This window comes from Streptacidiphilus sp. PAMC 29251 (assembly GCF_054208735.2).
Window position 1 is genome coordinate 1,955,186 of the sequence record NZ_CM135725.2, and the last position, 25,343, is coordinate 1,980,528.

Genomic DNA, 25,343 nt, shown 5'->3' on the forward strand with positions numbered 1-25,343 from the left:
TAACAAGGCCTCGGCGGAGCCGAATCGGGAGGGAACGGCGGACCCCCGTCCGCCCGCCGGTGAGGGGCGGGCGAACGGGGGCCGTGGTGCCGGGCCCGGCTTCCGGCCGAACGGCCGAGCGGCCGAGCGGGCTGGTCAGCGATGGTCGCTGGTCCGGCGGGTCAGCGGTGGTCGCCGGTCCGGCGGCGGCGCGCGGCGGTGAGGCCGAGGGCGCCCAGGGCCACCGCGGCCAGCGCACCGCCGGCGGCCAACTCCGCGGAGTTGTCGCTGTTGCTGCCGCCGCCGAGGCCGGTCTTGACCGCGCCGGTCGGCGTGACGGCCGTGGGCGTGGTGGTCGGAGTGGTGGCAGCGGCCACGGTCAGCGTGGTGGTGCCGGAGGACGAGCCGCAGGTGAACTTGACGTCGTACTGGGCGCCGGGCTTGGCGTCCGCGTCGATCGTGGCCGCCCCCACGTACTCACCAGCAGTGCCGGTGGAGGGGAGCTTGACGGTGTCGAACACACCGGCGGAGGCGGTGGCGGAACCCGCGTCACAGCCGGACACGCCGAGGCCGATATTGCCACCGGGTTTGACGGTCGTCGGGAAGATCTTGAACGCGAACGGCGTGACATTGCTCGCGGTCCCGCCGCCATCGGCGGCGAAGGCGATCGGTGCGGTCAGCGACAGGGCGCTCACCGTCAGGACGGTCCCGGCTATCAGACGTGCAGCACGCATCTGAACTACCTCCAGAAGGCTGTCGATCCACCCCAGTGGGGATCGGGCACTGCCCTCATCCGACAAGCCGGTCGAACCGGCCGCAGCCCGAGCGACCCCGGAACATGGTCACCCCGCGCTTCCGTTCGGCACCCGTGCGTCACGATTCCCTAGGGAATCCCCGGGCCGCACGGCCTCGGAGACCCCCGCGGCGGCACTCCTCCGCACGGGTGACGCCAGGCCCACCGCCGGGCCGCCCGCGGCCGACGCCTCCTGGTCCTGCCGGTAGGCGTCCATGCAGGGCATGCAGTACCGCTCATCACCGGGCTCCTGCGGTGCGGACACCGGGGCCGCGCAGGAGGTGTGCAGCAGCCGTCCGCACATGGTGGCGGCCTCCTTGGCGATGATGTGCCACACCAGCGACGGGCACCGTGCGTGGTCGGCCGAGGACACAGCGGGGTCGTATTCGGCGCGGAGTTCGTGCATGGGTTGCTCCTCAAGAACGGGGAATGGCCTACTCGCACTGTGCTGGGCCCAGCGGCGGCTCGCACCTGCACCGAAATGCCCCTCCGGGGATCGGCTTGCGGCGGGTTACCCCGCCCACACGGGGATGAAACGGACAATTGGCATGGGCTCCGGGTGACGGTCGCCACACCAAATCCACGCCTACGACCACGCCTAGTTGATCCAACCGGGGCAGCGGGGGTCCCTCCCGGAGGCTGTCCGACACCTGTGCGCAGACGCGAAAGTCGAGGTCGGAACGCTCACCACGGGCGACCCCGGGCTGTGCACGAACACCGTTCCACTACGTGGCTGCCTAGTAACTGACGTCCTTGGCCGTACCGAATCCGGCGGCTACAAATGACCGAGTCAACCGGTGCCGCAGCACCTGTCCCGCTGCGCCCCACCGCCATCGGCACTTGGGGATCACCCCCTTACCGCAAGCGGAGTGCCCGCCGCCCCAGGCGCTGACGCCGTCCCCTGTCCGGACGACGTCACTTCCGTGCCAGGGCGCACACGCCAACCGATTGAGGTCGTACTCTCCCATGTCCAGCTTCTCCACCCGTATGCGTGCTTCCGCTGCCCTCGTCGCCGCCGCCGCCGGTCTGACCACCCTCGGGGCGGTCGCCACCAGCGCCCAGGCAGCGACCCCGAGCAGCGTCGCCGTCGCCCACACCGCTTCCACGAGCGCCGTCACCAAGGCCGCCGCCACCGCGGTGAAGGCCGACAGCGCCACCACCGCCGCGCAGACCAAGGCCGCCGCAACCGCCGCCTCGGCCGCCAAGATGGCCTACCTGAACGCGCGGGCCGAGACCCTGGCCGAGCAGGCGTACAACGCCGCCAACGCCAAGTCCGCCGCTCCCTCCGCCCCGGTCACCAGCTCGGGCGCCGGCTCCACCGCCTCCGGTGCGGCCACCGACAGCTCCAGCCAGAGCAGCGACAACGCCGGCTCGCTGGCCGAGGGCGCCTACAACCAGGCCGGTGCCGACAACAGCGCCGCGAGCAGCGACGACAGCTCCAGCAGCAGCGCCGCGAGCAGCGACTCGTCCAGCGCGAGCACCAGCACCGACTCCAGCACGAGCTCCAGCTCGGTGTCCGACGACTCGGCGAGCAGCAGCGCCTCCTACTCGGGTGACGCCCAGTCCATCGCCGCGCAGATCGTTCCCGCCGACCAGCTGGCCTCCTTCGACGAGATCATCTCCCACGAGTCCGGCTGGGACGTGACCGCGACCAACCCCTCCTCCGGCGCCTACGGCCTGCCGCAGTCCCTGCCCGGCGACAAGATGGCCTCGGCCGGCGCCGACTGGCAGACCAACCCCGCCACCCAGATCCGCTGGGCCCTGGACTACATGAACACCACCTACGGCAGCCCCAACCAGGCCTGGGCCTTCTGGCAGGCCAACAGCTGGTACTAGGAACCCCCCACACCAACCCTGCGGCGCCCAGGCACCGGACAGGGGAAAGTCCTGGGCGGACCACCAAACCCCGCAGGGCTCGGCACTCCATGTGCCGGGCCCTGCGGGGCTTTTCGGCTGGACGCCCTGCCGTCGACACGCTGCCGCAGCACGGGTTTCACATTCACGGACCAGGATGGTGGGTGACGGGGGTGCAGGGCCGCCTGTGGGGGTCGGCCCTGCACCCCCGAGCGGGCCCGTTCATCCGAGCGTCTCTGTTCAGCCGAGCGGCCCCGTTCAGCCGAGCAACTCGGCTGCCAGCCTGGCGAGTTGCTCCACCTCGATCAGGAAGGCGTCGTGCCCGTAGGGCGACTCCAGCACCCGTAGCCGGTCGGCTCCCGGTATCCCGTCCGCGAGTTGGCGCTGCAGCCGGAGCGGATAGAGCCGGTCCGAGTCGACGCCGGCCACCAGCGTCGGCATGGTCGCCCGGCGCAGCGCGGCCTCCACTCCCCCGCGTCCCCGGCCCACGTCGTGGCTGTTCATCGCCTCGGTGAGCACCACATAGCTGCCCGCGTCGAAGCGGTGCAGGAGTTTGTCGGCGTGGTGGTCCAGATAGGAGCCGACGGCGTAGCGGCCGCCGTGCCAGGGGTCCTCGCCCGGTTGGGCGGCGGCCCCGAACCGGGTCTCCAGCTCCACCGGCGCGCGGTAGGTCAGTTGGGCGATCCGCCGGGCGGTCCGGAGACCGGTGTGCGGGCCGCGCCCGGGGCCCGCGTCGTGGTAGTCGCCGCCGTGCCAGCCGGGATCCGCTCGGATCGCCGCCAACTGGGCGTGGCCCCAGCCGATCTGCTCGCCGCCGGAGGCCGCCGGGCAGGCCGCCAGCAGCAGCGCGCCGACCCGGCCGGGACGGCCGACCGCCCACTCCAGGGCCCGCATCCCGCCCATCGAGCCGCCGAGCACCAGGGCCCAGCGGTCGATCCCCAGCACGTCGGCCAACTCCGCCTCGGCGTCCACCTGGTCACGGACCGTCAGATAGGGGAAGGCCCCGCCCCAGCGGCGGCCGTCGGGCCGGGGCGAGGAGGGTCCGGTGCTGCCCTGGCAGCCGCCGAGGACGTTGGGCGCCAGCACGAACCAGCGGTCGGTGTCCACCGCCCGGCCGGGGCCGATCAGTCCGTCCCACCAGCCCGGCGTGGGATGGCCGGGACCGGCCGGTCCCGCGGCATGGCTGTCGCCGGTCAGGGCGTGCAGCACCAGCACCGCGTTGGAGCGGTCCGGTGCGAGCCGTCCCCAGGTCTCGTAGGCGAGGCGCGGTTGCGGCAGTTCACCGCCCGCCTCCAGCGGGAACGGTCCCGGCAGGACAGCCCACTGCCGCCGCCCGACCGGGTCGCCGTCCTGCCAGGCCCCGGTGGCGGGCGGCAGCGGGCCGCCCGCCACCGGGTCCTTCGGACGGGTGGGCAGGGTCAATCGCTCGTCCCCTTGGCGGCGCGGAAGCCGGATTCCAGGTCGGCCTTGAGGTCGGCCAGGTTCTCGATCCCGACCGAGAGCCGGACCAGGCCGGGGGCGGCGCCGGTCGCGGCCAGCTCCTCCTCGCCCAGCTGGCTGTGGGTGGTGGAGGCGGGGTGGATGATCAGGCTGCGGACGTCGCCGATGTTGGCCAGGTGGCTGAACAGCCGCACCCCGTCCACGAACCGCTTGCCGGCCTCCACCCCGTCCCGCAGCTCGAACGCGAGCACCGCGCCCGCGCCGCGCGGCAGGTAGCGCTGCCCGGCCTCGTACCAGCGGCTGGACGGCAGGCCGGGGTAGTGCACCGCGGTGACCTCGTCGCGGCTCTCCAGCCACTCGGCGATGGCCTGGGCGTTGGCGGTGTGCCGCTCGATCCGCAGCGACAGCGTCTCCAGGCCCTGGATCACCAGGAAGGCGTTCAGCGGGGCGATCGCCGGGCCGAAGTCGCGCAGCAGCTGCACCCGCAGCTTGACCGCGAACGCCGGGGCGCCGAGGTCGGGCCAGTAGCGCAGGCCGTGGTACGAGGGGTCGGGCTCGTTGAAGTCTGGGAAGCGGTCGGCGTGCACCCCGTAGTCGAAGGTGCCGCCGTCCACCACCACGCCGGCGATGGTGGTGCCGTGGCCGCCGAGGAACTTGGTCGCCGAGTGCACCACGATGTCCGCGCCGTGCTCGATCGGACGCAGCAGGTAGGGCGTGGGGACGGTGTTGTCCACGATCAGCGGCACCCCGAAGGCGTGCGCCACGTCGGCGACCCCGCGCACGTCCAGGACGTTGCCGCGCGGGTTGCCGAGAGTCTCCGCGAACAGCGCCTTGGTGTTCGGCCGGATCGCGGCCCGCCAGGCGTCCAGGTCGTCCGGGTCCTCGACGAAGCTGACCTCGATGCCGAACTTGGGCAGGGTGTGCCGGAACAGGTTGTACGTCCCGCCGTAGAGCGAGGCGCTGGAGACGATGTGGTCGCCGGCGCTGGCCAGGGTCAGGATCGCCAGCGTCTCGGCGGCCTGGCCCGAGGACGTCGCCACCGCGGCGACCCCGCCCTCGAGCGCGGCGACCCGCTGCTCCAGCACGTCCTGGGTGGGGTTGTGGATCCTGGTGTAGATGTGGCCTTCCTCGGCCAGCGCGAACAGACCGGCCGCGTGGGCGGTGTCGCGGAAGACGAAGGAGCTGGTCTGGTAGATCGGGACCGCACGGGCGCCGGTGGTCGGGTCCGGCACGGCTCCGGCATGCACCTGCTTGGTCTCGAAGGACCAGCCGTCCGGGGTGGGGTCGGCGGTAGGGCTCATGGGATGACTCCAGTCGCGAGAGGAGGAACGCGGATGGGACGGGGCCGGTCCGGGACGGTCAGCTCCTGGCTCAGTCGGCGGCACGCTCGGCGTCGCGCTTGGCGACGCCCTCGCGGACCAGCGGGATGACGTGGCGGCCGAAGTCGATGGCGTCGCCGAGCAGGTCGTAGCCGCGGGCGGAGAGGATGTCCACGCCCAGGTCGTAGTAGTCGAGCAGGGCCTCGGCGACCGTCTCCGGGGTGCCGACCAGGGCGTTGGAGTTGCCCGCGCCGCCGGTCGCGGCGGCGGTCGGGGTCCACAGCGCGCGGTCGTAGCGCTCGCCCTGCTCGGCGATGGCGATCAGCCGCTGCGAGCCGGTGTTCTGCGGGGTGCCGCCGCCGCCCCGGCGGGCCCAGGCCCCGGCCTCGCGACGGGCGTTGATGGTGGCGACGGTGCGGTGGGCCTTCTCCCAGGCCAGTTCCTCGGTGGGGGCGATGATCGGGCGGAAGGCCACCTGGATCCGGGGCGGGTCGGTGCGTCCGGCCGCCCTGGCCGCCGCCTTCACCGCCTCGATCTGCTTGGCGGTCTCCGCCAGCGGCTCGCCCCACAGGGCGTAGATGTCGGCGACCGCGCCGCCCGCGGCGTAGGCGGCGGGCGAGGATCCGCCGAAGGAGATGTCGGGGCGCGGCTGCTGCACCGGGAAGACATCGGCGGCGAAGTCGTTGAACCGGTAGTACTCGCCCTGGTGGTCGAAGGGCTCGTGCTCGGTCCAGACCCGCTTGACGATCTCGATGTACTCGCGGGTCCTGGCGTAGCGCTGATCCTTCGTCAGGAAGTCGCCCCCGCGCTGCTGTTCGTGGTCGTTGCCGCCGGTGATGAAGTGGACCGTGAGCCGCCCGTCGCTGATCCGGTCGAGGGTGGCGAACTCCTTGGCCGCGAAGGTCGGGTAGGACACGTTCGGCCGGTGCGCGAGCAGGATCTGCAGCCGGCTGGTGTTCGCCGCGATGTACGCGGCGGCGGTGCCGGGCTCGGGCGAGCCCGAGCCGTAGGCGAACAGGACCCGGTCCCAGCCGTGGTCCTCATGGGCCCGGGCCAGCCTGAGCGTGTACTCCTTGTCGAAGGAGGCACCGCTGCGGGGGTTGGTCTCCGAGCCGTCGTTGGTGGCGGCGATTCCGAGGAACTCGACTGGCATGACAGGCCTTCCGTGGTGCTGAATTGTCTTGATGAAAAAGAAGATTGACGCAAAGTCAGAGAAGCGGCCGGACGCACTCGGCGAAGCTGTACGCCTCCTCCAGATGCGGGTAGCCGGAGAGCACGAACTCGTCCACGCCGGCCGTGCGGTACTCGTCGATCCGCTCGGCCACCTCGTCGTGGCTGCCGACCAGGGCGGTGCCGGCGCCGCCGCGGACCAGGCCGATCCCGGCCCAGAGGTTGGGCCCGATCAGCAGCTTCTCCCGGGAGCCGCCGTGGAGTTCCAGCATCCGGCGCTGGCCGACCGACTCCAGCGAGCGCAGCCGCTGCTGCCCCGCGGCGATCGCGGCGTCGTCCAGGCCCGCGATCAGGGCCTCGGCGGCCTGCCAGGCCTGGGCCGCGGTGTCCCGGCTGAGCACATGGATCCGCAGCCCGAAGCGCAGGGTGCGGCCCTGCGCCTCGGCCTTCTCGCGGACGCGGGCGATCTTCTCGGCGACCAGCGCGGGCGGTTCGCCCCAGGTCAGATAGGTGTCGGCGTGCCGGGCGGCGAGGTCGAGCGCGGGCTCGGAGGAACCGCCGAAGTAGACCCGGGGAGTCGGTTCCGGCGGGCGGCGCAGTTGCGCGCCCTCCAACTGGTAGTGCTTCCCGTGGTAGTCGAAGGCCTCGCCGGTCCAGGAGGACCTGACCACGTCGAGGAACTCCTCGGCCCGGGCGTAGCGCTCGTCGTGGCCCAAGTGGTCGCCGTAGCCGCGCTGTTCGGCGTCGCTGCCGCCGGCCACCACATTGAGCAGCAGCCGGCCCCCGGACAGCCGTTGGAAGGTGGCGGCGGTCTGCGCGGCCAGCGCGGGTTCGACCAGGCCGGGCCGGAAGGCGACCATGAACTTCAGCCGCCTGGTCCTGGCGATCAGCGCGGCGGTGACGATCCAGGCGTCCTCGCAGTGCGCCCCGGTCGGGGTGAGCACTCCCTCGTAGCCCAGGTCGTCGGCAGCTTCCGCGAGTTGGGAGAGGTAGGCCAGGCTGGCCGGCCGCTCGCCGGCCCCGGTGCGGGTGGCGTGGACGCCGTCCGCGCCGATGCCGGTGCCGTGCACCGAGCCGCCCAGGCGCCGTCCGTCGCCGCCGGTCGGCAGGAACCAGTGGAAGGCCGTCTCCGGCCGGGCCGACGTTGAGGTTGAGGCCGAGGTTGAGGTCGAGGTCATTGGTCCGCTCCTCGCTGAGTGCGTTCGCGGCCCAGGGCGAACCGCTGGGCGCCGGGCGCGCCGGTCACCAGCTCGGCGGCCAGCGCGCCGATGGCCGGGGCGAACTTGAAGCCGTGCCCGGAGAATCCGGCCAGGACGGTGACCGGGCCGTCCCGGTCCACCACGAAGTCGTGGTCCGGGGTGATCGTATAGAGGCAGGTGGTGGCGGTCGGCGCAGTGGTGTCGGCGCCGGGCAGCCACTGCTCGGCGTAGTCCACGACCCGCCGCAGGGCCGCCGGGTCGATGCTGCGGTCACGGTGGTCGGGATCGACCACCGGGCCGACCGCGTGGAAGCCGATCTTCACCCCGTCGGCGCTGCCCAGCCCGTACACCCCGGAGTCGGCGGCCAGCGCCGCTCCCCCGTGGTGGATGAAGCTGGGCCAGGTCAGCGCGTCCGGGGCGGTCGGCCGGGCCGGGAAGTGGACCGGCTGCTCCTGGGTGACCCGCAGCGCCGGCAGCCCGCCGACGGCCGCGGCCGCCAGGCCGGGCGCCCAGCCGCCGACCGCGACCACCACGGCGTCCGCGGACAGCACCTCGCCGTCCGCGGTGACCACCTCGGCCCTGGCCACCCCGTGCCGGAGCAGCTTCTCCACCCGCACCTGGTGCCGGATCACCGCGCCCTTGGCGGCGGCCGCCTGCTGGAAGGCGAGCGTGGCCCGGTCGGCGTGCACCCGCCCGGCGGCCGCGTGGTACAGCACGCTGCTGTCGAAGCGCAGGCCGGGCCAGCGCTCGCCGGCCTGCTCCGGGGTGAGCACCCGGGCTGCGTGCCCCCCGGCACGCAGTTCCGAGTACAGCGCCTCGGTCGCGGCCGGCGGGCCGTGGTCGACCGCGCCGGTGAGGTCGAGCACCTGCTGCCCGGCCTCCTCCTCGACCTGCCGCCAGAGCGGCAGCGCGCGGGCGGCGAGCGCCACATAGAAGGGGTCGGGGTAGGCCAGCCGGAAGATCCGGGAGCTGCCGTGCGAACTGCCCTCGGTGTGCCCGGGGGCGAACCGCTCCAGCAGGGTGACCGCGAATCCGCGGGACGCGAGCTGCCAGGCCGCGGCGGAGCCCATCACCCCGCCGCCTACCACGACCACATGTGCCATGGGTCTTGTCACACTCCTCTTCAGTACTGGTTCACAGGGGTCAGGAGTTGGTCAGCGGCAGGCCGGGCGGGTTGATCAGCGACGTGGGCACGGCCTCGTTGCTGAGGTTCCAGGCGGCCAGCCACTTGGCGTAGTCGCCGCTCTTGATCAGGTAGTTGATGGCGTCGGCGGTGGGCTTGGCGAGCCCGTCGCCCTTCTTGGTGGTGGCCGCGATCAGCCCCTGCAGGGTGGCCCCGGCACCGGAGAACTTGCCCGCGCTGCGGGTCGGGTTGGGGGTCTTCGCGGTCTGGGTGACGTGGTAGGCCACCCCCGGGTTGGGGCCGAAGTAGCCGTCGATCTTGCCTGAACTCAGGGCCAGATAGGTGGAGTTGTTGTCCTGGAAGTACTTGATGGTCAGCTTCTGGCCCTCGGCCTTGAGCTGGGTCTGCCACTGCAGCAGGATCTTCTCCTGGTTGGTGCCCGCGCCCACCGCGATGGTCTTGCCGGCCAGCACGTGGTAGTCGCCGGTGAAGTTCCAGGTGCTGCTCTTCGGGGCCTCGAAGCCGAGGTTGTCCTGACGGTAGCTGGCGAAGTCGTACTTGGTCTTGCGCTGCTCGGTGTCGGTGATGTTGGAGAAGCCCAGGTCGTTCTTGCCGCTGTCGATGCCCACGAACAGGTTGTCCCAGGTCGCGTTGTTCAGCACCGGCTTGAGGCCGAACACCGCGGCGACCAGGCGGCCCAGGTCGGGCTCGGAGCCGGTGAAGGTCTTCTGGTCGGAGCCGACGAAGCCCAGCGGCGGGGAGCCGGCCGGCAGCAGACCGAGGCCGATGGTGAGCTGTCCGCTGCTGACCACCGAGGCGGGAAGCTCCGCCCGGATCGAGGCGACCTCGGCGACGGTGATGTCGGTCTCGGTCGCCGAGCCGTTGGACAGCGCACCCACCGCGACGGTGGTGCTCCCGGACGGCGCGCTGGTCCCCGCGGCCGGGTTGGTGGTGCCGGAGGAGCTGCTCGCGCAAGCGGACAGGCCGCCGGCGAGGACGATCAGAGCGGCGCTCAGCGGGATGAGGCGGGCAGGTCTGACGATGGCGCTGGACATGGTTCTCCTAGGAAGTGCGGTAGCGAGAGAGGGGTTGAGAAGGGGGGTTCAGAGGACCTTGCTGAGGAACTCACGGGTGCGGGCGTGCCGGGGGTGGTCCAACACCTCGGCGGGGGTGCCCTGTTCGACGATCCCTCCGCCGTCGATGAAGACGATCAGGTCGGCCACCTCGCGGGCGAAGCCGATCTCATGGGTGACCACGATCAGCGTGGTGCCGCTGCTGGCCAGGTCCTTGATGGCGGAGAGCACCTCGCCCACCAGCTCCGGGTCCAGGGCGGACGTCGGCTCGTCGAAGAGGATCACGCCGGGTTTGAGCGCGAGCGCCCTGGCGATGGCGACCCGCTGCTGCTGTCCGCCGGAGAGCTGCCGCGGGTAGGCGTCGGCCTTGTCGCCGAGCCCGACCCGTTCCAGCAGCTCGCGGGCCTGGGCCCGGGCCTCGTCCTTGGTGGCGCGGCCGGTGGCCACCGGGGCGGCGGCCACATTGTCGATCGCGGTCAGGTGCGGGAAGAGGTTGAACCCCTGGAAGACGAAGCCGATCCCGCTGCGCTGGGCCAGGATCGCCCGCTCGCTCAGCTCCTTGAGCCGGTCGCCGTGCCGGCGCACCCCGATCAGTTCGCCGTTGATGCTGACATGGCCGACGTCGAGCTTCTCCAGGTGGTTGATCGCCCGCAGCAGCGTGGACTTCCCCGAGCCGGACGGGCCGAGGATCACCGCGACCTGTCCGGGCTGGACGGTCAGGTCCACCCCGTCGAGCACCCGGTGCGTGCCGTACCACTTGTGGGCGCCGTGCACCTCCACCGCGGCGGCGGTGGGGACGGCCTCGACGTCGGGGGCAGTGGTGGTGGTCATCCGGTCACCGTTCCCAGGTTGGTGCGCTCGCGCAGGCGACGCAGATTGGCTCGCAGGCGCTGCACCGGCGTGGGCGGGATGGTGCGCACCGCGCCGCGGGAGTAGTAGCGCTCCACGTAGAACTGGGCGATCGACACCACGCTGGTCAGGATCACGTACCAGGCGGTGGCCACCATCAGCAGCGGCACCACGTCGCCGGGGTAGGTGCTGCCCATGCTCTCCACCTCGCCGAAAAGGTCCAGCAGGGAGACGTAGAACACCAGCGAGGTGCCCTTGATCAGCCCGATCAGCTGGTTGACATAGGCCGGGACGATGGCCCGCAGCGCCTGCGGCAGCACGATCCGGCGGAACTGGTAGCCCTTCGGCAGCCCCAGCGCGGCGGCGGCCTCGTGCTGGCCCTGGTCCACCGACAGCACGCCGGCCCGGACCACCTCGGCGGCGTAGGCCGCCTCGTTCAGGCTCAGCCCGACCGTGGCCACCACCAGCTCGCTGGCCAGCTTGGACTCGTCGAAGTGGAAGAAGCCGGGGCCGAACGGGACGCCCAGGCTCAGCGTCCGGTACAGCGCGCTGAAGTTGAACAGGATCAGCAGCACCACGATCAGCGGGATCGAGCGGAACAGCCAGATGTAGATCCAGCTGACCCCGCGCAGCACCGGGTTCCTGGAGAGCCGGGCCAGCGCCAGCACGATCCCGCCGACCAGGCCGAGGACGGCGCTCAGCGCGGTGACCTCCAGCGTGACCACCAGGCCGCGCAGGATCACCGGCCGGACGAACCAGTACGCGAACCGGTCCCACTGGTAGAAGGGGTTGCTGACCAGCCCGTGGGCGAACTGGGCGGCGAGCACCAGCACGATCAGGGTGGCGATCCAGCGGCCCGGGTGCCGCAGCGGGATGACCCGCTGGGAGGAGAGCGGGCGCTGCGCTTCGGCGGCGGCGGGCTCGGCGTCGTCCGGCGGTCTGTCGGCGATGGAGACGCTGGGAACGGGTTCGGTCATCGGAGGGACTCCTGCCGGATCAGAAAGTGGTGGGCGGATTGACGACGGAGGTGGAGAGGCCGATGCCGGGAACGCCCCACTTCGCGAAGATCTTGGCGTAGTCCCCGCTGGCGATGAGCTTGTTCACCGCGTCGCTGAGCGCCTTGGAGATCGGCGAGTTCTTGGCGGTGACGAAGCCGACCGGGGTGGTGCTGATCTGGCCGAGGTACTTGGTGTCCGGGATGTGGGTCGACTCGTACTTCAGGCTCAGGGTCGGGCCGAAGTAGATGTCCACCTTGCCGTTGGCCAGGCCCAGGAAGATCGGCGCGGTGTCAGCGAAGTACTGCACCTTGTAGGGGCTCTTGCCGGCCGCGGCGCACTTGGACGCGCCGTCGGTGAGGATCTGCTGGAAGGTCGAGCCCGGGCTGGTGGCGACGTTGAAGCCGCACAGGTCGGTGAGGGTGGTGGCGCTGTCGATCTTGAGGTCCTTGGCGCCCAGGAAGGACTGGCCGTCGTTGAGGTAGGTGGCGAAGTCGACCACCTGCTCCCGGGCCTTGGTGGCGCCGAAGTTGTCCTGGCCCACGTCGTACTTGCCGTTCTGCACACCGGGATGACGGTGGGGAAGGTGCCGTACTGCACGTCCCAGGTCACCCCGAGCACCTTGGCGACGGCGTCGCGCAGGTCGATGTCGAGGCCGACGGCCTTGCCGTCCGGGCCCTGGCCGCCGTGCGGCAGGCCGGAGGTGCCGACCACCTGGCTGGTGCCCAGGATCAGCGAGCCGCGACTCTGCACCGCCGCCGGGAGTTCGGCCTTCAGCGCGGGGTCGGCCTGGATCGAGGACACCACGTCCTGGGTCGGCAGCGCGGTGGACGCGGCCTGGGCCGGCTGGGCCGCCTGCGACGCCTGGGACGAGGAGCCGGCCGCGGGCGTCACCGTCTTGCCGGAGCTGGAGGAACCGCAGGCGGTGAGCAGAGCCAGAACGGCGGTGGCGGCGAGCGCGGCGGATGCCTTATGGGGGACGTGCGACACGGAAGTTCCTTTCAGGGAACGGAAAATGGCATGGCGGTGGTAGGGAAGTGGCGCAGGGGCGGTGTTAGAGGACTGCGGCGAGGAAGGCGCGGGCCCGTTCATGGCTCGGATCGGCCAGCACCTCGGCCGGGGAGCCGGACTCGATGATCCGGCCGCCGTCGAGGAAGACCATGGTGTCGGCGACCTCCCGGGCGAAGCCGATCTCATGGGTGACCACGATCATGGTCATCCCGCTGAGGGCGAGGTCCTTCATCACCGCGAGCACCTCGCCGACCAGTTCGGGGTCGAGCGCGCTGGTGGGTTCGTCGAACAGCAGCAGCTGCGGGTCCATCGCCAGCGCACGGGCGATCGCCACCCGCTGCTGCTGGCCGCCGGACAGCTGCCGGGGGTAGGAGTCCTCCCGCCCGGCCAGGCCGACCCGCTCCAGCAGTTCGCGGGCCCTGGCTGCGGCCTGCTTCCGGGAGCTGCCGCGCACCGCCACCGGGGCCTCGACGATGTTCTCCAGCACGGTGAGGTGCGGAAACAGGTTGAACTGCTGGAAGACCATGCCGACCCGGGCCCGCTGCCGGGTGATCGTCCGGGGGCGCAGCTCATGCAGTTTGCCGCCGTGGTGGCGGTAGCCGATGATCTCGCCGCCCACCTCGACGAACCCGGCGTCGGGCCGTTCCAGGTGGTTGATGCTGCGCAGCAGGGTGGACTTGCCGGATCCGGAGGGGCCGAGCAGGACGGTCACCTCGCCCTGGCGTACGTCCAGGTCGATCCCGTCCAGCACCAGGTGGGTGCCGAAGCTCTTGCGCAGGCCCCGGATCCGGACCAGCGGCGGCTCCACCGCGTCCGGCACGGCCGCGTCCTGCACCGGCTCGCTCACGAGAGGCTCGCTCATGAGAGGCCCGCCAGTTCGCGTCCGGTCCGCCCGAGCAGCGGCACATTGCCCCGGAAGGTCTGCCAGAAGCCCTCCCCGGAACGGCGGTTGCTGCCTCGGGCGTAGTGCCGCTCGACGAAGTACTGGCCGATCGAGAGCAGCGTGGTGAGGATGATGTACCAGAGCGTGGCCACCAGCAGCAGCGGGATGATCAGGTAGTTCTGGTTGTAGATCAGCTGGGACGAGTAGAGCAGGTCCTGCACCGCGATCACGCTGACGATCGAGGTCGCCTTCAGCATCCCGATCAGCAGATTGCCCGACGCCGGGACGATGGCCGGCATCGCCTGCGGCAGCACGATCCGGCGGAAGATCCGCCCCTGTCCCAGACCCAGCGCCTCGGCCGCCTCGGTCTGGCCGTGCTCGACCGAGAGGATGCCGCCCCTGACGATCTCCGAGGAGAAGGCGGCGACGTCCAGGGTCAGCCCGACGAAGGCGGCCAGGATGCCGCTGAACAGATGCGCGGTCTTCACCGTCACGAACTCATGGCCGAACGGGATGCCCAAGGACAACTTCGGGTAGAGCGAGGCTAGTTCATACCAGAAGAGCAGTTGCACCAGCGGCGGCACCGACCGGATCAGCCAGACGAAGCCGAAGCTGAGCCCGCGCAGCACCGGGTTCCGCGACAGCCGCATCGCGGCCACCCCGATCCCCAGCAGATAGCCGGTGGCCATCACCGCCGCGGTGAGCCAGAGCGTCAGCTCAAGGCCCTTCAGGATCGACCCGTTCAGGAAGAAACTGCCGACCGTGCCCCACTGGAACCTGCTGTTGCTGAACACCGTGTGGACGAACATCGCGAACAGCACCAGCAGCGCCGCGGCCGAGACCCACTGGCCCGGACGGCGCAGCGGGACGAGTTTCGCGGCGAGCAGCTGCTCGTCCGAGGGCGGCGGCGGGGGTTCCGGTGCGGCGGGTATCCGGGCGAGGGTGTCCGAGCGGCTCATGGTGTGCTTTCCATCCCGTGGGGGCGCAGCACCACTCCGTGGCCCGGGGAGGGGCTCGGACGGGTGGCGGCGTGGTGGGGTGAGGGCGTGATCGAGTCGGAATCACGGCGTTGAGAAACGCCGGTTTGGTCACGGACCGTGGTCAGGAGACCGGGGTCAACAGACCGGGGATGTCCTCGGACACAAGGCGCTGCTCACCCGAAGCAGGTCGACATGGCGTCGGGCCACTCGCTGTGCCTGCATCTGGATCACCTCGCTCGTCTTCCGGCCCCACCGGGGCCTCGCGCTTACAGGAGAATCGTCCTGTCGGGTCGTCACCTGGAGCACCCCACCGCGTCGGAGGGTTGCCGGTCAGCGAGCCAGGGCTTGGTGCTGACGCTCATAACCAGGGCCGATGCTAACCGCTCAGCAGATTTTAGACAATGCCGTCCATCTGCTGGGAAGACTTTCCGACCACCCGGTGTTGGGGCAAAGGAAGTTGATGTTTTCTCGAACCCGAGTCGATCACTGGGGATTGTGTTCGACGCCCAACCGGAGCTACCGTGAGCTCAGGTTATGAGCGTCAGCGACAAGCCCTGGCTTGCTGACCAGCAACCCTCCGACGCGGCGGGGTGCTCCAGGTGACGACCAGGCGGTGCCGGTCCAGGCAACCGCAAGCGCGCGAGTGAAGGCGGAGGTGACAGCAGTGCGTCGATCCATCGGCACGTACTCCCGTCGGCACATCGATCTTCAGCGCATCGCCAGCGCCCTCTGTCCGACCTGCCGGGCCTGACCCTCAGCCTGAGCCGCAGCGCGTCCACCGCGCTCCGCACCCGCACGTACCTCTCCCTCTCCGCACCGCCGACGCCGCCCCGGGCCCAGCCCCGGCGCGGGTTCCGTTCGGCATGCCCTCCGCACCGGTGGCGCCCCCACCCGTAGCAGGAAGCGACATCCCCATGCCTCAGCCACACCCTGCCCTCCACCTCTCGGTGGCCCTGGACGGCGCCGGCTGGCACCCCGCCGCCTGGCGCGAACCAGATGCCCGCCCGAAGGAGCTGCTCACCGCGGCGTACTGGGCCGATCTGGTCGCCGAGGCCGAGCGCGGGCTGCTGGACTTCGTCACCATCGAGGACTCGCTCGGCCTGCAGTCCTCCGGGCTCTCCGCCCCGGACCAGCGCACCGACCGGGTCAGGGGCCGCCTGGACGCGGTGCTCATCGCCGCCCGGATCGCGCCGCTGACGCAGCACATCGGGGTGGTCCCCACCGCGGTGGTCACCCACACCGAGCCGTTCCACCTCTCCAAGGCGATCGCCACCCTGGACTATGTGAGCACCGGCCGGGCGGGGGTCAGGGTGCAGGTCGCCGGACGCCCCGACGAGGCCGAGCTCTTCGGCCGCCGCACCGTGCCGTCGTTCCGGCTGGAGGACTTCGCCAAGCCGGAGGTCCAGGCGCTGCTCACCGAGTTGTTCGACGAGGCCGCCGACTACGTCGAGGCGGTCCGCCGGCTCTGGGACAGCTGGGAGGACGACGCGGAGATCCGCGACACCGCCACCGGCCGTTTCGTCGACCGCGACAAGCTGCACTACATCGACTTCGAGGGCGGCAAGTTCAGCGTCAAGGGGCCGTCCATCACCCCGCGCCCGCCGCAGGGGCAGCCGATCGTGGCGGCGCTGGCGCATGCCACCGTCCCGTTCCGGCTGGTCGCCCGCTCGGCCGATGTCGGCTTCGTCACACCGCGTGACCGCGAGGACGCCGGGGCGATCCTCGCCGAGATCCGCGCCGAGCAGGAAGCGGCCGGCCGCAGCGAGGAGACCGTGCACGTCTTCGGCGACCTGGTGGTGTTCCTGGACGACAGCAGTGACGCGGCGCAGGCCCGCCGGGAACGGCTGGACACCGTGGCCGGCGAGCCGTACAGCAGCGACGCGCAGATCTTCGCCGGGACCCCCGCCGAGCTGGCCGACCTGCTGCAGGACTGGCAGCAGGCCGGTCTGACCGGCTTCCGGCTGCGCCCGGCCACCCTGCCGCACGACCTGGAGCAGATCACCCGCGGGCTGGTGCCGGAGCTGCAGCGCCGCGACGCCTTCCGTACCGCCTACCAGGCCGACACCCTGCGCGGGCTGCTGGGCCTGACCCGCCCCGCGAACCGCTACGCCGCCGCCGCCCGACCCGCCGCAGGCTGAGGAGAGACCGGAACCATGAGCAAGCCCCTGAAGCAGATCCACCTCGCGGCGCACTTCCCCGGGGTGAACAACACCACGGTGTGGAGCGACCCCGAGGCCGGCAGCCACATCGAGTTCAGCTCCTTCGCCCACTTCGCCCGCACCGCCGAGCGCGCCAAGTTCGACTTCCTCTTCCTGGCCGAGGGCCTGCGGCTGCGCGAGCAGGGCGGCAAGGTCTACGACCTGGACGTGGTCGGCCGCCCCGACACCTTCACCGTGCTGGCCGCGCTGGCCGCGGTCACCGAGCGGATCGGGCTGACCGGCACCATCAACTCCACCTTCAACGAGCCCTACGAGGTGGCCCGGCAGTTCGCCTCGCTGGACCACCTCTCGGACGGCCGGGCCGCCTGGAACGTGGTCACCTCCTGGGATGCCTTCACCGGCGAGAACTTCCGCCGCGGCGGCTTCCTCAAGCAGGAGGACCGCTACTCCCGCGCCCAGCAGTTCCTGGCCACCACGGCCGAGCTGTTCGACTCCTGGGACGGCAGCGAGATCGTCGCCGACCAGGAGTCCGGGGTGTTCCTCGGCGACGCCGACGCCGGCCGGTTCGAGCACCACGACCAGCACTTCGACATCGCCGGCCGGTTCAACGTGCCGCGCAGCCCGCAGGGGCGCCCGGTGATCTTCCAGGCCGGGGACTCGGAGGAGGGCCGGGAGTTCGCCGCCTCCACCGCCGACGCCATCTTCAGCCGGCACAGCGCCCTGGAGCCGGGCAAGGCCTTCTACACCGACGTCAAGGGCCGGTTGGCCCGCTACGGCCGAAGCCGGGACGAGCTGCTGATCCTGCCCGCCGCCACCTTTGTCCTCGGCGACACCGACGCCGACGCCGTCGAGCAGGCCCGCGAGGTGCGCCGGGCCCAGGTCAGCGGACAGACCGCGATCAAGTTCCTGGAGCAGCTCTGGAACCGCGACCTCAGCTCCTACGACCCGGACGGGCCGCTGCCGGAGATCGACCCCGATCCCGGCGAGCACACCATCGCCCGCGGCCGGGCCAGTGTGCGGATGTACCGGGACCCGCTGGCGACCGCCAAGGAGTGGCGCGAGAAGGCCGCCGCGCAGAAGCTCTCCATCCGCGACCTGGTGATCGAGACCACCAGCCGGCAGACCTTCGTCGGCTCCCCCGACACCGTCGCCACCACCATCAACGACTTCGTCCAGGCCGACGCCAGCGACGGCTTCATCCTGGTCCCGCACATCACCCCGCAGGGCCTGGACGGCTTCGCCGACACCGTGGTCCCGCTGCTGCAGGAGCGCGGGGTGTTCCGCAGCGAGTACGAGGGCAGCACCCTGCGGGACCACCTCGGCCTGGCCCAGCCGGGCGCGGGCGGCGGCAGTTCGGCGGCGGCGGAGCGGGTGGCCTCGTGAAGTTCATCCAGATCACCCTGATCGTGCACGCCCCGGACCCGGTCACCGGGGTCCAGGTGTCCACCCAGGAGCGGTTCCGGCAGGTGGTCGACAGCGCGCTGCAGGCCGAGGAGCTGGGCTTCGACGGCTTCGGCGTGGGCGAGCGGCACGAGCGGCCCTTCATCTCCTCCTCGCCGCCGGTGGTGCTCAGCCACATCGCCGCGCTGACCAAGCGGGTCCGGCTGTTCACCGCGGTCACCACGCTCAGCCTGCTGGACCCGGTCCGCGCCTACGAGGACTACGCCACCCTGGACCACCTCTCCGGCGGCCGGCTCGAACTGATCATCGGCAAGGGCAACGGCGCGGCACAGCGCGAGCTGTTCCAGGTCACCCCCGAGGACCAGTGGGACCGCAACGCCGAGTCCTACGAACTGTTCCGGGAGATCTGGCGCAACGACAAGGTCACCGCCTCGCCGAAGTTCCGCCCCGAACTGCATGACGCCGAGGTCTGGCCCCGGCCGTTCCAGCAGCCGATCCGGGTCTGGCACGGCAGCGCCACCAGCCGCGAGTCGGTGGACCTGGCCGCCCGCTACGGCGACCCGCTGTTCTCCGCCAATGTGACCAACGCCATCGAGCCCTACGCCGAGCTGGTCCGCTACTACCGCGAGCGCTGGGAGCACTACGGCCACGACCCGGCCCAGGCCGCGGTCGGCGCGGGCACGGCCGGCTACTACGCCGCGCCCACCTCGCAGCAGGCGCTGGCCGACTACCGCCCGGTGTTCGAGGGCTACCTCGGCTTCCAGAAGCGGCTCGGCGTGGAGCCGGTGTTCCCGACCCTGGAGGACTTCGTCGAGCGCAGTTCCGCGCTGATCGGCAGCCCGCAGCAGGTGATCGAGAAGGTGCACCGCTACCACGAGCAGTTCGGCCACAGCGTGCTGCATCTGCACGCCGAGCCGGGCGGGCTCACCGACGCCCAGCACCGCTCCTCGCTCGAACTCTTCCAGTCCGACATCGCCCCGACCCTGCGCCGCGACATCCCCGACCCGCCGTGGGCCTGGGCCCCGGTCTCGCCCGCGAACGACCGACAAGGAGCTTGACCATGTCCCACACCCCACTCGCGGTCCTGGACCTGGTGCCGATCAGCTCCGGTTCGAACGCCGCGCAGGCGCTGCGCAACAGCATCGACCTGGCCCAGCAGACCGAGCGCTTCGGCTACAGCCGCTACTGGTTCGCCGAGCACCACCTCAACCCAGGTGTCGCCGGCACCTCCCCCGCCGTGGTGCTGGCGCTGACCGCCGCCGCGACCTCGACCATCCGGCTTCGGCTCGGGCGCGGTCCAGCTCGGGCACCGCACCGCGCTGGCCACGGTCGAGGAGTTCGGCCTGCTGGACGCACTGCACCCGGGCCGGTTCGACCTGGGCCTGGGCCGCTCCGGCGGCCGGGCCGCCCCGCCCGCCCGGCAGCCCGCGCTGGTCGGCGGCACCGCCGTGGTGGACGGCCACACCCCGAACGGGCTGCGGATACCGGCCAAGTTCGACTTCAGCAAACTGCTGGGCCACCCGCGCTTCGTCCTGCACAAGAAGCTGCTCCAGCAGCCCAACGCCGAGGCCCAGGACTACGCCGAGCAGATCGACGACATCCTCAACCTGATCGCCGGCACCTACCGCACCGCCGACGGCGTCGAAGCCCACGTGGTGCCGGGCGAGGGCGCCGACCTGCAGCTCTGGATCCTCGGCAGCAGCGGCGGCACCAGCGCCGAGGTGGCCGGCGCCAACGGCCTGCGCTTCGCCGCGAACTACCACGTCAGCCCGGCCACCGTGGTCGAGGCCGCCGAGGGCTACCGGGCCGCGTTCACCCCCTCCGCGGTGCTGGACCAGCCGTACGTCAGCGTCTCCGCCGATGTGGTGGTCGCCGAGGACGAGGCCACCGCCCGGGAGCTGGCCACCGGCTACGGGCTGTGGGTGCGCAGCATCCGCAGCGGCGACGGCGCCATCCAGTTCCCCACCCCGGAGCAGGCCCGCGCCTACGCCTGGAGCGAGCAGGACCGGACCCTGGTCGAGGACCGGGTGGAGACCCAGTTCGTCGGCACCGCGCAGCAGGTCGCCGACCAGCTGGAGACCCTGCGCGACGCCACCGGCGCCGACGAGGTGGTGGTGACCACGATCACCCACGGCCACGAGGACCGGGTCGCCTCCTACCGCCTCCTCGCCGAGGAGTGGGCCCGCCGGGCCTGATCCCCCACCACACGACGTGAAAAGGAGTCCCCCGTGAGTGTCGTCGTCCTCGTCGGCAATCCGAGACCTCAGTCCCGTACCTACCAGGCGGCCCGGTTGCTCGCCGAGGAACTGACCGGCCGGCCGCCGGACCACAGCGTGGACCTCGCCGACCTCGGCCCCGCGCTGTTCGACCCGGAGGATCCGCGGGTGGCCGACGCGGTGGCCACCGTCCGCGGCGCCAGCCTGCTGGTCGTCGCCAGCCCCACCTACAAGGCCGCCTACACCGGCCTGCTCAAGCTGTTCCTGGACGGCCTCCCCTCCGGCGGGCTCACCGGGGTGACCGCCGTACCGTTGATGCTGGGCGGCCACTGGCGCCACTCGCTGGCGGCGGAGCTGCTGCTCAAGCCGCTGCTGGTGGAGCTGGGCGCCGGCGTCCCCACCCGGGGGCTGTTCCTGCTGGACTCGGAGTACACCGCCTCGGAGGAGCTGGAGAAGTGGCTGACGTCGGCACGACCGCAGCTGGCGGCGACGGTGCACAGCGAAGCGACAGGAGCTGCGGTATGAGCGTCGACCAGGCCATCTCCCCGACCGAGCTGCGCCGGGTCTTCGGCGCTTTCCCGACCGGGGTGACCGCGATCGCCGCGCTGGTCGACGGCGTCCCGGTCGGCCTCGCCGCCAGCTCGTTCACCTCGGTGTCGCTGGACCCGCCGCTGGTCTCGGTCTGCGTCGCGCACAGCTCGACCACCTGGCCGGCCCTGCGCGACCGGGCCCGGCTCGGCGTCAGCGTGCTCGGCGCGCACCAGGAACGCGCCTGCCGGCAGCTGGCCGCCAGGACCGGGGACCGCTTCGCCGAGCTGGACTGGCGGGCCACCCCGGACGGCGCGGTGCTGGTCGAGGACGCCAGCGCCTGGCTGGACTGCAGCGTCGAGCAGCTGATCCGGGCCGGCGACCATGACATCGTGCTGTTGAGGGTCCACGAGCTGGACGCCGACCACGCAGTCCCACCCCTGGTCTTCCACGCCAGCGGGTTCCGCCGGCTCGAAGCCGCCTGAAAGGAACGAACGTGTCCGCCACCCCCACCGACCTCCCGCACGGCGCCACCGGCAGCCATCCGCTGGACAATCCGGCGCGGGCGTCCCTGCTCGGGCCGCACGCGCACTTCGCCGAGGGGCTCGGGGACGTGCTCCGATACCCGGCCGACGTCTCGCCCTTCGTCGCCCTGCCGGACGAGCCGGACGAGCAGACCTGGCGCGACGTCGCCGCACTGCTCGGCCCCGGCGCCATCGTCCCGGTGGCCGGTCTGCGGCAGGCGCCGCCCCCGCACTGGGAGGCGGTGATGAACGGCGCCGGGGTCCAGCTGGTGGACGACGGCGTGGCCGCCGCCCCCGACCCCGAGGCGGTCCGGCTGGGCGCCGAGGACGTGCCGGAGATGCTCGACCTGGTCGCCCGGGCCCAGCCGGGACCGTTCCTGCCGCGCACCGTGGAGCTCGGCACCTACCTCGGCATCCGCCGCGGCGGCGAGCTGGTGGCGATGGCCGGGGAGCGGCTGCACCCGCCGGGCTGGACCGAGATCAGCGCGGTCTGCACCGCCGAGAACGCCCGCGGCCAGGGCCTGGCCACCCGGCTGGTGCTCGCGGTCGCGCACGGCATCAGGGAACGCGGGGAGACGCCGTTCATGCACGCCTCGGCGGGCAACACCAACGCCATCCGGCTGTACCGGTCGCTGGGGTTCCGGCTGCGCCGCGAGGTCACCTTCCTCGGCCTCCGGGTCCCGGAGACCGCGATCACCGCCGAGACCGCGGAAGCCGTCGCATGACCTCAGCCGTGGAAGAAGTCGTCACGCTGGCCTCCGAGTTGATCGCGATCGACACCAGCAGCACCGGTGATCCCAGTGTGCTGGGCACCGAGCGGGCGGCCGCCGAGTACGTGGCCGCCAAGCTGGCCGAGGTCGGCTACGAGACCACCTATGTCGAGTCGGGGGCGCGCGGCCGCGGCAATGTCATCGCGCGCCTCCCCGGCGCCGACCCCTCGCGCGGGGCGCTGCTGGTGCACGGCCACCTGGACGTGGTCCCGGCCGACGCCTCCGAGTGGTCGGTCCACCCGTTCTCCGGCGAGGTCAAGGACGGCTATGTGTGGGGCCGCGGCGCGGTCGACATGAAGGGCATGGTCGCCATGGCGCTGGCCGTGGCCCGGCAGTTCAAACGCGACCAGGTGGTGCCGCCACGGGATCTGATCTTCGCCTTCGTCGCCGACGAGGAGGCCGGCGGCTTCTACGGGGCGCGCTGGCTGGTGGACAACCGCCCGGAGCTGTTCGAGGGGGCCACCGAGGCGATCAGCGAGGTCGGCGGCTTCTCGGTCACCTTCGACGGCGGCACCCGGGCCTATCTGATCGAGACCGCCGAGAAGGGGGTGATGTGGCTGCGGCTGAAGACCACCGGAGCCGCCGGGCACGGCTCGATGCTGCACCGCGACAACGCCGTGGCCAAGCTCGCCGCCGCGGTCACCCGGCTGGACTCGCACCGCTTCCCGCTGATCCTCACCGACCCGGTCCGGCAGTTCCTGGAGGGCGTCGCCGACCTGACCGGCGTCCCCTTCGACGAGCGGGATCCGGAGGCGGCGGTGGCCCGGCTGGGCAACCTGTCCCGCATGATCGGCGCGACGCTGCGGGACACCGCCAATGTCACCATGTTCGACGCCGGCTACAAGGCCAATGTGGTTCCGTCGTCCGCCAGGGCGACCGTGGACGCGCGGATCCTGCCCGGCCGGGAGAAGGCCTTCGAGGCCGAACTGGCCGAGATCCTCGGTCCGGGGGTGGAGAGCGACTGGGACAGCCTGCCGCCGGTGCAGACCACCTTCGACGGCCACCTGGTCGACGCCATGGCCCTGGCCATCGGCGCCGAGGACCCGGGCGCGCGGATCCTGCCGTACATGCTCTCGGCCGGCACCGACGCCAAGTCCTTCGACCGGCTGGGCATCCGTCACTTCGGCTTCGCACCACTGCGGTTGCCGCCGGAGCTGGACTTCACCGCGCTGTTCCACGGCGTGGACGAGCGGGTGCCGGTGGCCGCCCTGGAGTTCGGAACCCGGGTGCTGGACCGCTTCCTTCGGAACTGCTGACCCGGCGGATCCGTCCATCTCCTACCATGACGGGCATGAACACAGGGGGGCCGAACACCCGGCTCATCGACGGCCGTTTCGAGCTGCTGCAACCGCTCGGCGGCGGCGGCATGGGGCTGGTCTGGCGGGCCCGCGACAACGCGCTGCACCGCGAGGTCGCACTCAAGGAGGTCCGCCCGCCGGACCCGGCCATGGCGGCGGCCGACCCGGCCGGCACCAGGGAGCTGCGCGAGCGGGTGCTGCGCGAGGCCCGCTCGCTGGCCCGGCTGCAGCACCCCAATGTGGTGATCATCCATCACATCGTGGACAGCCCCGAGCATCCGCACCCCTGGCTGGTGATGGAGCTGGTCAGCGGCGGCAGCCTGGCCGACCGGCTGGACCGGGGCCCGCTCTCGGTGCCCGAGGCGGCCAGGATCGGCCGCGGGGTGCTGGCCGCGCTCAACGCCGCGCACCGGGCCGGGATCCAGCACCGGGACGTCAAGCCGGGCAACGTGCTGCTGCGCCCGGACGGCACCCCGGTGCTCACCGACTTCGGCATCGCCGCGATGAGCGGTTCCACCGCGCTCACCTCGGCCGGTTCGCTGATCGGCTCGCCCGAGTACATCGCGCCCGAGCGGATCCGCGGGGTGGAGGGGGATCCGTCCTCGGACCTGTGGTCGCTCGGGATGATGCTCTATGTCGCCGTCGAGGGCCACCACCCGCTGCGCCGGGCCAGCACCCTGGCCACCCTCGCCGCGGTGCTGGACGAGCCGCTGCCGCCGCCGACGCGGTCCGGGCCGCTCGGCCCGTTGCTGTCGGCACTGCTGGCCCGGGACCCGGCGCTGCGCCCGGACGGCGAGCGGCTGGACCAGTGGCTCGCGGCAGTGGAGCAGGGTGGCGTTTCCCCGCAGGCCTACCCGCAGGCCACCGAGTACCCGCAGGCCCCGGTGGACCCCCGCACCTACGACGCCCCCTGGGGATACACCCCGGCGCCGACCCCCAACCCCTACTCCAGCTACCCGGCCCCCGCCGACGCCGTTCCCCCGGCCGGCCCCCGTGGCTACGGCCCCGCCCCTGCCGACCGCCGACCGCCGCCCACCTCTGCCCGCCGCAGGCGGGCCGCCGTGGGGAGCGCCTCCGCGGCGGCCGTGGTCCTCGCCTCGGTCCTCGCCTGGAACCTGTGGCCCACCAGCCCCACCGCCCACGCCGGAACACCCGCCGCCACCGGCACCCACGGCACCGGCCCCACCACCCCGGTGATCCCGGTCTCCGCCGCACCGACGACCGCCGCACCGACCACCACCACCCCCCAGACCGACCTGCTCACCCCGGCCGGCCTCCGCAAAACCGTCGCAGCCCTGCGGCCCCTGCTGCGCAACTCCAGGATCATCGAGCTCGACGTCTACCCCGGCTATGCCAACGCCGAGGCCCCCACCCTCGCCAACCCCGCGTTCTACGACGACCTCAGCTACCGGGACGGCCTCACCAGCCACTCCCCCGGCGGCACCGTGGACTCCGACACCACCACCTCGGACCTGCGGGTCTTCAACTGGGACTCGATCCCCGCGCTGCTGAAGAAGGCCCAGCAGACCCTGAAGGTTCCGCACCCCACCAGCCGGTACATCATCATCGGGCCCGACATCTTCGACGGCACCCCCAGCATCCGCATCTACCTCAGCGACGCCTACGGCAGCGGCTATCTGGAGGCCAACAACAAGGGCACCGTGACGCACACCTACCCCAGGGGCTCCTGAGGCCCCCCGCTCGGCGGGGTGACCTGATGACAGGCCCATGACACTATGCACGGGAGGTGCCGCTCAGCAGAAGGAGGGCGATCTCCCG

25 protein-coding genes, 1 pseudogene and 2 riboswitches are annotated in these 25,343 nt (G+C 71.8%); of the genes and pseudogenes, 12 read left to right on the top strand and 14 right to left on the bottom strand.

Translation table 11 applies throughout. The features are described from left to right. Nucleotides 1-161 precede the first annotated feature (161 nt). The gene (locus ACXKR8_RS09280) at nt 162-713 is read right to left on the bottom strand and encodes a hypothetical protein (RefSeq protein WP_458272420.1); all 552 of its coding nucleotides are present in this window, start codon (nt 711-713) and stop codon (nt 162-164) included. A 108-nt stretch (nt 714-821) separates the two neighbouring features. Further along, complete coding sequence (locus tag ACXKR8_RS09285) at nt 822-1,178, bottom strand: hypothetical protein (RefSeq protein WP_458272421.1); 357 nt, start codon at nt 1,176-1,178, stop codon at nt 822-824. Nucleotides 1,179-1,738: 560 nt separating this feature from the next. On the opposite strand from ACXKR8_RS09285, the gene ACXKR8_RS09290 reads away from it, so the two are divergent. Then, the gene (locus ACXKR8_RS09290) at nt 1,739-2,608 is read left to right on the top strand and encodes an aggregation-promoting factor C-terminal-like domain-containing protein (RefSeq protein WP_458272422.1); all 870 of its coding nucleotides are present in this window, start codon (nt 1,739-1,741) and stop codon (nt 2,606-2,608) included. Nucleotides 2,609-2,884: 276 nt separating this feature from the next. Here the strand turns inward: ACXKR8_RS09290 and metX are convergent, their stop codons facing one another. The 9 genes from metX to ACXKR8_RS09335 all read right to left on the bottom strand — a co-directional run bounded on the left by metX (nt 2,885) and on the right by ACXKR8_RS09335 (nt 12,359). After that, a complete protein-coding gene (metX, locus tag ACXKR8_RS09295; protein WP_458272423.1) occupies nt 2,885-4,048 on the bottom strand; it encodes a homoserine O-acetyltransferase MetX in 1,164 nt (387 codons plus the stop codon). Continuing rightward, nucleotides 4,045-5,367 carry a bifunctional o-acetylhomoserine/o-acetylserine sulfhydrylase gene (locus tag ACXKR8_RS09300; RefSeq protein ID WP_458272424.1) on the bottom strand — a complete coding sequence of 441 codons (1,323 nt, stop codon included), beginning with the start codon at nt 5,365-5,367 and terminating at the stop codon, nt 4,045-4,047. The genes metX and ACXKR8_RS09300 overlap by 4 nt, the downstream gene beginning before the upstream one ends. A gap of 70 nt (nt 5,368-5,437) precedes the next feature. After that, the gene (locus tag ACXKR8_RS09305; RefSeq protein ID WP_458272425.1) at nt 5,438-6,538 is read right to left on the bottom strand and encodes an LLM class flavin-dependent oxidoreductase; all 1,101 of its coding nucleotides are present in this window, start codon (nt 6,536-6,538) and stop codon (nt 5,438-5,440) included. 55 nt (nt 6,539-6,593) lie between these two features. Further along, entirely contained in the window at nt 6,594-7,733 is a 1,140-nt protein-coding gene (locus ACXKR8_RS09310; protein WP_458272426.1) for an LLM class flavin-dependent oxidoreductase, read from the bottom strand. Then, nucleotides 7,730-8,857, bottom strand: coding sequence for an FAD-dependent oxidoreductase (locus ACXKR8_RS09315; RefSeq protein ID WP_458272427.1), 1,128 nt, complete (start codon nt 8,855-8,857; stop codon nt 7,730-7,732). Before ACXKR8_RS09315 ends, ACXKR8_RS09310 begins: the two co-directional genes overlap by 4 nt. Nucleotides 8,858-8,897: 40 nt before the next feature. Then, nucleotides 8,898-9,932, bottom strand: coding sequence for a transporter substrate-binding domain-containing protein (locus ACXKR8_RS09320; RefSeq protein WP_458272428.1), 1,035 nt, complete (start codon nt 9,930-9,932; stop codon nt 8,898-8,900). A 48-nt stretch (nt 9,933-9,980) separates the two neighbouring features. Next, the gene (locus ACXKR8_RS09325) at nt 9,981-10,781 is read right to left on the bottom strand and encodes an amino acid ABC transporter ATP-binding protein (RefSeq protein ID WP_458272429.1); all 801 of its coding nucleotides are present in this window, start codon (nt 10,779-10,781) and stop codon (nt 9,981-9,983) included. Beyond that, nucleotides 10,778-11,776: an amino acid ABC transporter permease gene (locus ACXKR8_RS09330; RefSeq protein WP_458272430.1), complete on the bottom strand. Its 999-nt coding sequence runs from the start codon at nt 11,774-11,776 to the stop codon at nt 10,778-10,780. Before ACXKR8_RS09330 ends, ACXKR8_RS09325 begins: the two co-directional genes overlap by 4 nt. A 19-nt stretch (nt 11,777-11,795) precedes the next feature. Continuing rightward, nucleotides 11,796-12,359 (bottom strand): transporter substrate-binding domain-containing protein, encoded by a 564-nt coding sequence (locus ACXKR8_RS09335; protein WP_462100425.1) that lies wholly within the window; start codon nt 12,357-12,359, stop codon nt 11,796-11,798. A gap of 138 nt (nt 12,360-12,497) precedes the next feature. Here ACXKR8_RS09335 and ACXKR8_RS09340 point away from each other — a divergent pair, with 138 nt between their 5' ends. Next, nucleotides 12,498-12,827 (top strand): hypothetical protein, encoded by a 330-nt coding sequence (locus ACXKR8_RS09340; protein WP_462100426.1) that lies wholly within the window; start codon nt 12,498-12,500, stop codon nt 12,825-12,827. Nucleotides 12,828-12,848: 21 nt separating this feature from the next. Here ACXKR8_RS09340 and ACXKR8_RS09345 read toward each other — a convergent pair whose 3' ends face one another. The 3 genes from ACXKR8_RS09345 to ACXKR8_RS09355 form a co-directional block, all read right to left on the bottom strand. Then, the gene (locus ACXKR8_RS09345) at nt 12,849-13,601 is read right to left on the bottom strand and encodes an amino acid ABC transporter ATP-binding protein (protein ID WP_458274933.1); all 753 of its coding nucleotides are present in this window, start codon (nt 13,599-13,601) and stop codon (nt 12,849-12,851) included. A gap of 62 nt (nt 13,602-13,663) precedes the next feature. Next, nucleotides 13,664-14,647 carry an amino acid ABC transporter permease gene (locus ACXKR8_RS09350; protein ID WP_458272432.1) on the bottom strand — a complete coding sequence of 328 codons (984 nt, stop codon included), beginning with the start codon at nt 14,645-14,647 and terminating at the stop codon, nt 13,664-13,666. Between the two features lie 156 nt (nt 14,648-14,803). Beyond that, complete coding sequence (locus tag ACXKR8_RS09355) at nt 14,804-14,890, bottom strand: putative leader peptide (RefSeq protein WP_458274934.1); 87 nt, start codon at nt 14,888-14,890, stop codon at nt 14,804-14,806. Between the two features lie 35 nt (nt 14,891-14,925). After that, nucleotides 14,926-15,034: riboswitch (SAM riboswitch) on the bottom strand. A gap of 164 nt (nt 15,035-15,198) precedes the next feature. Continuing rightward, nucleotides 15,199-15,312: riboswitch (SAM riboswitch) on the top strand. A gap of 20 nt (nt 15,313-15,332) precedes the next feature. Here ACXKR8_RS09355 and ACXKR8_RS09360 point away from each other — a divergent pair. The 10 genes and pseudogenes from ACXKR8_RS09360 (at nt 15,333) to ACXKR8_RS09405 (ending at nt 25,255) form a co-directional block, all read left to right on the top strand. Continuing rightward, nucleotides 15,333-15,419, top strand: coding sequence for a putative leader peptide (locus ACXKR8_RS09360; protein WP_458274935.1), 87 nt, complete (start codon nt 15,333-15,335; stop codon nt 15,417-15,419). 163 nt (nt 15,420-15,582) lie between these two features. After that, nucleotides 15,583-16,806: an LLM class flavin-dependent oxidoreductase gene (locus ACXKR8_RS09365; RefSeq protein ID WP_458272433.1), complete on the top strand. Its 1,224-nt coding sequence runs from the start codon at nt 15,583-15,585 to the stop codon at nt 16,804-16,806. 15 nt (nt 16,807-16,821) lie between these two features. Further along, nucleotides 16,822-18,210, top strand: a complete 1,389-nt coding sequence (locus ACXKR8_RS09370; RefSeq protein WP_458272434.1) for an NtaA/DmoA family FMN-dependent monooxygenase — start codon at nt 16,822-16,824, stop codon at nt 18,208-18,210. Then, on the top strand, nt 18,207-19,286 hold the full coding sequence (locus ACXKR8_RS09375) for an LLM class flavin-dependent oxidoreductase (protein ID WP_458272435.1): 1,080 nt from the start codon (nt 18,207-18,209) through the stop codon (nt 19,284-19,286). Before ACXKR8_RS09370 ends, ACXKR8_RS09375 begins: the two co-directional genes overlap by 4 nt. 2 nt (nt 19,287-19,288) lie before the next feature. After that, nucleotides 19,289-20,423: pseudogene (locus ACXKR8_RS09380) on the top strand (LLM class flavin-dependent oxidoreductase). A gap of 33 nt (nt 20,424-20,456) precedes the next feature. Further along, nucleotides 20,457-20,969 (top strand): NADPH-dependent FMN reductase, encoded by a 513-nt coding sequence (locus ACXKR8_RS09385; protein WP_458272437.1) that lies wholly within the window; start codon nt 20,457-20,459, stop codon nt 20,967-20,969. Beyond that, the gene (locus ACXKR8_RS09390) at nt 20,966-21,457 is read left to right on the top strand and encodes a flavin reductase family protein (protein WP_458272438.1); all 492 of its coding nucleotides are present in this window, start codon (nt 20,966-20,968) and stop codon (nt 21,455-21,457) included. The genes ACXKR8_RS09385 and ACXKR8_RS09390 overlap by 4 nt, the downstream gene beginning before the upstream one ends. A gap of 11 nt (nt 21,458-21,468) precedes the next feature. Beyond that, complete coding sequence (locus ACXKR8_RS09395; RefSeq protein WP_458272439.1) at nt 21,469-22,221, top strand: GNAT family N-acetyltransferase; 753 nt, start codon at nt 21,469-21,471, stop codon at nt 22,219-22,221. Further along, a complete protein-coding gene (locus tag ACXKR8_RS09400; RefSeq protein WP_458272440.1) occupies nt 22,218-23,522 on the top strand; it encodes a M20/M25/M40 family metallo-hydrolase in 1,305 nt (434 codons plus the stop codon). Before ACXKR8_RS09395 ends, ACXKR8_RS09400 begins: the two co-directional genes overlap by 4 nt. A 35-nt stretch (nt 23,523-23,557) precedes the next feature. After that, nucleotides 23,558-25,255: a serine/threonine-protein kinase gene (locus ACXKR8_RS09405; protein WP_458272441.1), complete on the top strand. Its 1,698-nt coding sequence runs from the start codon at nt 23,558-23,560 to the stop codon at nt 25,253-25,255. Nucleotides 25,256-25,343: the final 88 nt, after the last annotated feature.

What these genes read in the sequence shown, in the direction of transcription:
- ACXKR8_RS09315 (WP_458272427.1), bottom strand. Translation starts at nt 8,857, where the DNA reads ATGGCACATGTGGTCGTGGTAGGCGGCGGGGTGATGGGCTCCGCCGCG.
- ACXKR8_RS09305 (WP_458272425.1), bottom strand. Translation starts at nt 6,538, where the DNA reads ATGCCAGTCGAGTTCCTCGGAATCGCCGCCACCAACGACGGCTCGGAG.
- ACXKR8_RS09330 (WP_458272430.1), bottom strand. Translation starts at nt 11,776, where the DNA reads ATGACCGAACCCGTTCCCAGCGTCTCCATCGCCGACAGACCGCCGGAC.
- ACXKR8_RS09370 (WP_458272434.1), top strand. Translation starts at nt 16,822, where the DNA reads ATGAGCAAGCCCCTGAAGCAGATCCACCTCGCGGCGCACTTCCCCGGG.
- ACXKR8_RS09320 (WP_458272428.1), bottom strand. Translation starts at nt 9,932, where the DNA reads ATGTCCAGCGCCATCGTCAGACCTGCCCGCCTCATCCCGCTGAGCGCC.
- ACXKR8_RS09400 (WP_458272440.1), top strand. Translation starts at nt 22,218, where the DNA reads ATGACCTCAGCCGTGGAAGAAGTCGTCACGCTGGCCTCCGAGTTGATC.
- ACXKR8_RS09285 (WP_458272421.1), bottom strand. Translation starts at nt 1,178, where the DNA reads ATGCACGAACTCCGCGCCGAATACGACCCCGCTGTGTCCTCGGCCGAC.
- ACXKR8_RS09300 (WP_458272424.1), bottom strand. Translation starts at nt 5,367, where the DNA reads ATGAGCCCTACCGCCGACCCCACCCCGGACGGCTGGTCCTTCGAGACC.
- ACXKR8_RS09355 (WP_458274934.1), bottom strand. Translation starts at nt 14,890, where the DNA reads ATGCAGGCACAGCGAGTGGCCCGACGCCATGTCGACCTGCTTCGGGTG.
- ACXKR8_RS09405 (WP_458272441.1), top strand. Translation starts at nt 23,558, where the DNA reads ATGAACACAGGGGGGCCGAACACCCGGCTCATCGACGGCCGTTTCGAG.
- ACXKR8_RS09325 (WP_458272429.1), bottom strand. Translation starts at nt 10,781, where the DNA reads ATGACCACCACCACTGCCCCCGACGTCGAGGCCGTCCCCACCGCCGCC.
- ACXKR8_RS09280 (WP_458272420.1), bottom strand. Translation starts at nt 713, where the DNA reads ATGCGTGCTGCACGTCTGATAGCCGGGACCGTCCTGACGGTGAGCGCC.
- ACXKR8_RS09390 (WP_458272438.1), top strand. Translation starts at nt 20,966, where the DNA reads ATGAGCGTCGACCAGGCCATCTCCCCGACCGAGCTGCGCCGGGTCTTC.
- ACXKR8_RS09350 (WP_458272432.1), bottom strand. Translation starts at nt 14,647, where the DNA reads ATGAGCCGCTCGGACACCCTCGCCCGGATACCCGCCGCACCGGAACCC.
- ACXKR8_RS09290 (WP_458272422.1), top strand. Translation starts at nt 1,739, where the DNA reads ATGTCCAGCTTCTCCACCCGTATGCGTGCTTCCGCTGCCCTCGTCGCC.
- ACXKR8_RS09310 (WP_458272426.1), bottom strand. Translation starts at nt 7,733, where the DNA reads ATGACCTCGACCTCAACCTCGGCCTCAACCTCAACGTCGGCCCGGCCG.
- ACXKR8_RS09365 (WP_458272433.1), top strand. Translation starts at nt 15,583, where the DNA reads ATGCCTCAGCCACACCCTGCCCTCCACCTCTCGGTGGCCCTGGACGGC.